We start from the raw sequence: 6,179 nt of genomic DNA, 5'->3' as shown, positions 1-6,179 counted from the left end.
GGGTGATTACCGAGGTCAAGGTGCGCGTCACCCCGCTACCGGAAACGGAAACCTTCCAGGTAGCCTTCGCCCCGGACTGGGAAACCGGCAAGACGTTGGTTCGCAGCCTGACCCAGACCAAGCTGCCGCTTTCCATGCTACGGCTGTCCAATGCGGAGGAAACCCGTACCCATCTGATGCTCGCCGGCCATGAAAGGCTGGTGGCCGTCCTGCACCGCTATTTGTCCCTGCGCGGCTGTCGGAATGAAAAATGTATGATCACTTTCGGTGTCACCGGTGAAAAGGCGCTGGTGAGCCATACCCTGGCCACGGTGAAAAAACGCATTCGTGCTGCCGGTGGCACGGTGGTGGGTGAGCTGCTGGGCAAGAAATGGGAAGAATCCCGTTTTCGTTCCCCCTATTTGCGTCACGGCTTATGGGAGCATGGCTATGTGGTGGACACTTTTGAAACCGCGGTGGACTGGAATCAGGTCACCCCGGCCATGAATACCATGGAGCAGGCGGTGCGCGATAACGTGGGGGAGGGCGAAAAAGTCCATGTCTTTACCCATCTGTCACACCTTTATCCGCAGGGTTCCAGTATCTATACCACCTATGTGTTTCGCTGCTCGGACAGCTACCACAGCACCTTGCAGCGCTGGCGCGCCATGAAAGAGGCGGCCAGTGAGGCCATCGTGGCTCATGGGGGCACCATCAGCCATCAGCACGGAGTAGGGCGCGATCATGCGCCCTGGCTCCACCACGAGAAAGGCGAGCAGGGCATCGCGGCACTGACCTCATTGGTGAAACACTTCGATCCGCAGCAGCGACTGAACCCGGGCTGTTTGCTCGATGACACCCAGCCGAGTATTGAAAAGGAATCTTGATGTTAGGCAAACGCCACTCTCTGCACTCCCTCGCTGACGAAAACTGGGACCTCATTGTCATCGGTGGCGGTATCACCGGTGCCGGCGTGCTGCTGGAAGCGGCTCGTCGCGGTCATCGGGTGCTGCTACTGGAGCAGACCGATTTCGCCTGGGGTACCTCCAGCCGCTCCTCCAAGATGGTGCATGGCGGGCTACGCTATATCGCCCAGGGGGATATTCGCCTGACTCGCCACTCCCTGCTTGAGCGCGAACGTCTGATTGAGGAGTTGCCGGGGCTGGTGGAGCGGGCCACCTATCTGTTTCCGCTACGAAAGGGGGTATTTCCCGGTCGGTTACCCATGAAAGCGATTCTCTGGCTGTACGATTTTCTTGCCGGCATCCGTGATCACCGCTACCTGAATCGCGAGCAACTGCTGGAACGGGTGCCGGGCCTGAACAGCCAGTCCCTGACAGGCGCCATGAGCTATACCGATGCCCTCACCGATGACTGCCGCCTGGTGGTTCGGGTGATATTGGAGGCGGCCCGCCACGGTGGTCTGGCACAGAATTACAGCCGAGTAGAACAGACCGAACCCAGTGGTAAAGGCTACGCTGTCACAGTGACGGACCGAACCACCGAGCAGACTGCCACGCTGCGCGCGCGGCGGGTGATCAGTGCCACTGGCGCCTGGGCAGACCGCTTTTCCGGCAGCGATCCTCGGGTGCGCCCCTTGCGTGGCAGTCACCTGTTCGTCAATCCCGAGCGCCTGCCGGTGAAGGATTGCCTGACCGTCATGCATCCGGATGATGGGCGCCCGGTGTTTGTGTTCCCCTGGGAGGGGGTAACCTGTGTGGGCACCACGGATCTGGATCACCCTCAGGATATGGATATCGAGGCAGCGGCCAGCGGCCAGGAAGTGGATTACCTGCTCCGTCTGATCAACAGCCAGTTTCCGAAGGTAGGCCTCAATCGCGAGGATATCTATTCCACCATCGCCGGAGTCCGTCCGGTCATCGCCTCCGGCAAGGGCATGGATCCTTCCAAGGAGCGCCGTGATCATGCGGTATGGGGCGAAAACGGTATCGTTACCGTCAGCGGTGGCAAGCTCACCACGTTTCGGCTGATTGCCCTGGATGCCTTGCTGGCCAGCGGACTGATCGACAGTGCCGCCCACAAACGTGGCCAGAAAACCAGCGAGCCCGGCTTTATTCCCATCAGTGATGCCCCGCCAGCGGTGGACGCTTTTCTGCATGCGGATCAGGGCGATCCGGTGTTCATTCAGTGGATTCTGGAGAACGAGGACGTGGTGCACCTGGATGATCTGATGCTGCGCCGTACCCGGCTGGGGCTGTTGCTGCCTGAGGCCGGTGCAGCGTTACTGGATACGCTGCGACGACAGATTCAATCCACCCTGGGCTGGGATGATGCCTGCTGGGAAGAAGAGAGGAGGCGCTACCTGGAAATCCATCAGCGCTACTACGGTGTGCCCGCCTCACCAGCACAGCAGGCCGCAGGATGAGCGCGCCGCTGCTACTTGCCCTTGATCAGGGCACACAAAGTGCTCGAGCCATGCTGTTCGATGGTAACGGCGAGCTGGTTGCCAAGTACCAGCAACACATTGAACCCTATTTGCCAGATCGCCCGGGCGAGGCCGAGCAGGACGTTAACTATTTCTGGGAACAGCTGGGTCAGGCCTGTCAGGGGTTATGGTTGGCGCATGGCGAGCTGCGATCCCGTGTGGTGGCGGTGTCTCTGACTACTCAGCGAGCTTCGGTGGTCTGCCTGGACAAGACCATGCGTCCCCTGCGCCCGGCGGTGATCTGGCTGGATCAGCGTCGCACTCCGGATTTTCCTCGCCTGCCCTGGTGGTGCGCGGCGCCGGTGAACTTGCTCGGCCAGGGAGAAACCCTGCGCCAGTTTCAGGCCAAGGCGGAGTGCAACTGGCTGGCGGAGGACGAGCCGGAGATCTGGCAACGAACCGCCCATTTTCTGCTGTTGTCCGGCTACCTAAATTATCGGCTAACCGGTGAGGTTCGTGACTGTACCGCCTCTCAGGTTGGCTACATCCCCTTCGATTACAAAGGGCAGCGCTGGGCGCCGCCCCACGACCTGAAATGGAAAGCCCTGCGGGTAACCCGTGAGCAGCTCCCCGAGTTGGTCGCACCCGGTGACAGGCTGGGCAAGGTCACCGCCGCCGCCAGTCGTCATACCGGCATTCCCGTCGGCCTGCCGGTAATCGCCAGCGGCGCGGACAAGGCCTGCGAAGTACTGGGTTCGGGCGCGTTTACACCGGATATCGGCAATCTCAGTTACGGCACTACCGCCACTTTTAATACCTGTAACGAACGCTATGTGGAGCCAATTCCGTTTGTGCCCGCCTATAGTGCGGCGGTGCCGGGGCGCTATAACTCGGAAGTCATCGTTCAGCGTGGCTACTGGATGGTGAACTGGTTCAAGCGTGAGTTCGCTCAACAGGAAGTACAGCAAGCCGAAGAGCTGGGTGTCAGTGCGGAAACCCTGTTCGAGTCATTCCTGCACGACTCGCCCCCCGGCGCCATGGGGCTGGTATTGCAGCCCTTCTGGAATCCCGGCGTTCGCATCCCTGGACCGGAGGCCAAGGGCGCCATCATTGGCTTTGGCGATGTGCATACCCGGGCACACCTTTACCGGGCGATTATCGAAGGTATTGCCTATGCGCTTCGCGAGGGCAAGGAGCGCCTGGAGAAACGCAATCGAGTGCCTGTGCAATCGTTACGGGTGTCAGGCGGTGGCTCACAGAGCGACGCCATCATGCAGATCACCGCGAACCTGTTTAACCTCCCGGCGGAGCGCCCGCATACCTGTGAAACCTCCGGGCTTGGTGCAGCCATCAATGCTGCCGTTGCCATGGGATTGCACCCGGATTACGCCAGCGCGGTAGCGGCGATGACACGCCCCGGCAAACGGTTTGAGCCAGATCCTGAAGTGGCCCGCCAGTACGATGCGCTATACCGTCAGGTCTACCGGAAAATGTACCCGCGGCTCTCTCCCCTTTATCGCTCCATCCGACAGATCACCGGCTATCCATCCAGATAACACAACACCGGCTTACCACAGAGAGCAGAACGCTCACCTTAAGGCGATTGATCGTTTGCAGCATGAGACGCAGGCCCCACCAGCAGACCGGGGTGTGGCCAGCCCCCGTCTTTTTGCCTAGTCTGTGCGGAATTCGATGAGGCTTCGCATGACTGACCGCTTTTTTCTTTCGCTGTTATTTTTCCTTTTGGCGCAAACCGTTTTCGCTGACAGCCGTACCCTGGTATCACTAAGAGCGGACCTTGGCAGTGGCTCCCTGCAACCCGTTCTGGCCCGGCAGGCGTTAGTGCCGGTTCCCGATCGGGTTCTTGCTCGCTGGGTGCAGGATGTGGACATTGAGCAATTCGCCATTACCGGATTCAATGAAAACCGGGACCGTTTCGCGGCCCGTGTCCGGCTACACTTTTCTGACGGTGGCGTGGGATTTCTCCGACTGGAGGGAGAACCCGGTGCACGCTATCGTCTCACCGAGTGGTACGACTACAGCAGCGGACTGCAATTGAGTGACTTGGCGTCCTATGGTGATGAGTTTGAAGCAGGGAAGGGGAAAGCATTTCTGACCATGCTGCAGGATAGCCCCGGCGCGGCGGAACTTGCCGATCTGGCCGCAGGGGAGCCGGCGCTGCTGGCGTTATGGCTGGCACAGTGTAGCGGCCAGCCTTGTGAAGAGCAGGCCCTGGCGGCTCAGACAGGAACGGGCAAGCCGGCAGTCTGGCAACTGAAACAGGCACTGATGGCTTCCGAGCAGAATGCGTACCGGGAAATCAGCGGGAAATTGCATGTGGCCATTGGCGATGATCCTTACCTCTGGTGGCTGGAAGGGCAATTCGCGTTGAGTCATGAGCGTTGCGGTTGGGTTCACAGCGCATTGCGGCAGGCCTGGCTGCGGCACCCTGACAACCGGCCACTGGCTGACGTCGCCCTGCAGTGCCACCTGGCAATGATGCAGCAAGGAACCGCCTTTCTGGATGCGCTGTCAGAGTCACTGGGTGCAGACGCCCTGGCTATTGCCATTCGCCGTTATTACCAGCAGCAGAATGTCTCCATTCCCGCTGACTACCAACCCTGGGCGCAACCGGGAGAGAAATGACCATGCGTGTTTCCGATCTGGCCCGCAAGGCGGGAACCACCACCGAGACGGTACGGCATTACACCGACATTGCTCTGCTGAAACCGGAAAGAGACCCCAACAACGGTTATCGCCGTTACGGAAATACGGATTTACGGCTTCTGAGCTTTACCCTGAAGGCCCGCTCCCTGGGGTTTACGCTCGCTGACATTCAGGCCCTGGCGGAGGCGTCCCGGGAGGGAGAAACACCCTGTGGCCAGGTTCGAACGCTGATCGAAACGCGCCTGGAGCAGGTAGAGACACAGATTGCCGAGCTGCAATCACTCAGTCTGCGTATGCGTAGCGCCATGGATCAATGGCAGGGCAGTCCGGATTGTCGGCTGGATGATGGCCGGGTCTGCGGGTTGATCGATACCTTCGTCGACGTCCCAGACCCGGCCGGGTAGATCAGCTTTTCTTGTTGGCTTTTTCGACGCCTTTGCCCTTGTCGGCGGCAGCTTTCTCGGCGGCAGCTTCTGCCCGCGCCTCGGTGCGGGCTTCTTCTTTGGCCGCATCTTCCTTGATCAAGCCCAGCACGTGCCAGCCTGCTTTGGGGGCCGGCTGACTTTCCTCACTGAACACATAGATACGATCACGGGTGTCAATGGCGAAAAGCGGCCAGACTCTGCGGTGGGGCGTTTGCTGGTAGGCCTTGAAATCGAACTCTTCAGTGAGCCGGGTCTTGCGGATTTCCGCTCCCTGGCTTAGCAGGCTGGCCAGGCGAGCATAGGTCATCTCTGCCCCGAACAGGGTGGCGCCACGGTGTTCCGGGGCCACTTCATGCTTCACTTCCTTTTCACTGCGCTGGGTAGGCAGACTGAAAATATTCGGTTCCCCGAATTCCAGGCGATAGCGCATGGTCGCCATGGTGTTCAGCTCACGCCGCGGGCTCAGCCCCAGCAACTTGCCGTAGCCCACCAAGTCCATATATTGGTCCGCATGCTGGGAAACCGGGTTGCCATAAAACGTGCTCATGCCTTCCATGCGGGCCAGTCGAATGGATTCCCAGCTCGAATCCGTGACCATTACCGGGAACTGGTTTTTCTGCAGGGCGGAGCCAATCGCGCGGGCCACCGGGTTGGCCCCCACAATCAGGAAACCTCGTGGCGCGGGCTCGGCAACTTTCAATAACCGGGCCAGTGGCCGCGCG

At 60.1% G+C, this 6,179-nt stretch carries 6 protein-coding genes; 5 read left to right on the top strand and 1 reads right to left on the bottom strand.

Translation table 11 applies throughout. From position 1 onward, the window contains the following. The 5 genes from ACFE0K_RS04180 to ACFE0K_RS04160 form a co-directional block, all read left to right on the top strand. The coding region (locus tag ACFE0K_RS04180; RefSeq protein ID WP_434534864.1) for an FAD-binding oxidoreductase at window positions 1–866 on the top strand (866 nt) is incomplete at its 5' end. Next, on the top strand, window positions 866–2,365 hold the full coding sequence (locus tag ACFE0K_RS04175) for an FAD-dependent oxidoreductase (protein ID WP_434534863.1): 1,500 nt from the start codon (window positions 866–868) through the stop codon (window positions 2,363–2,365). The genes ACFE0K_RS04180 and ACFE0K_RS04175, both read left to right, overlap by 1 nt. Then, a complete protein-coding gene (locus tag ACFE0K_RS04170; protein ID WP_434534862.1) occupies window positions 2,362–3,921 on the top strand; it encodes an FGGY-family carbohydrate kinase in 1,560 nt (519 codons plus the stop codon). Before ACFE0K_RS04175 ends, ACFE0K_RS04170 begins: the two co-directional genes overlap by 4 nt. Before the next feature lie 148 nt (window positions 3,922–4,069). Then, window positions 4,070–5,011, top strand: a complete 942-nt coding sequence (locus ACFE0K_RS04165; RefSeq protein ID WP_434534861.1) for a hypothetical protein — start codon at window positions 4,070–4,072, stop codon at window positions 5,009–5,011. Then, complete coding sequence (locus ACFE0K_RS04160; protein WP_434534860.1) at window positions 5,008–5,436, top strand: MerR family transcriptional regulator; 429 nt, start codon at window positions 5,008–5,010, stop codon at window positions 5,434–5,436. Before ACFE0K_RS04165 ends, ACFE0K_RS04160 begins: the two co-directional genes overlap by 4 nt. 1 nt (window position 5,437) lies before the next feature. Here ACFE0K_RS04160 and ACFE0K_RS04155 read toward each other — a convergent pair. Beyond that, window positions 5,438–6,179, bottom strand: a 742-nt coding sequence (locus ACFE0K_RS04155) for an NAD-binding protein (protein WP_434534859.1), incomplete at its 5' end; no start/stop codon positions are given.

The sequence above is a fragment of the Alcanivorax sp. genome (genome assembly GCF_051117345.1).
GTDB lineage: Bacteria > Pseudomonadota > Gammaproteobacteria > Pseudomonadales > Alcanivoracaceae > Alcanivorax.
This window is presented reverse-complemented; position numbering and strand designations above follow the sequence as displayed.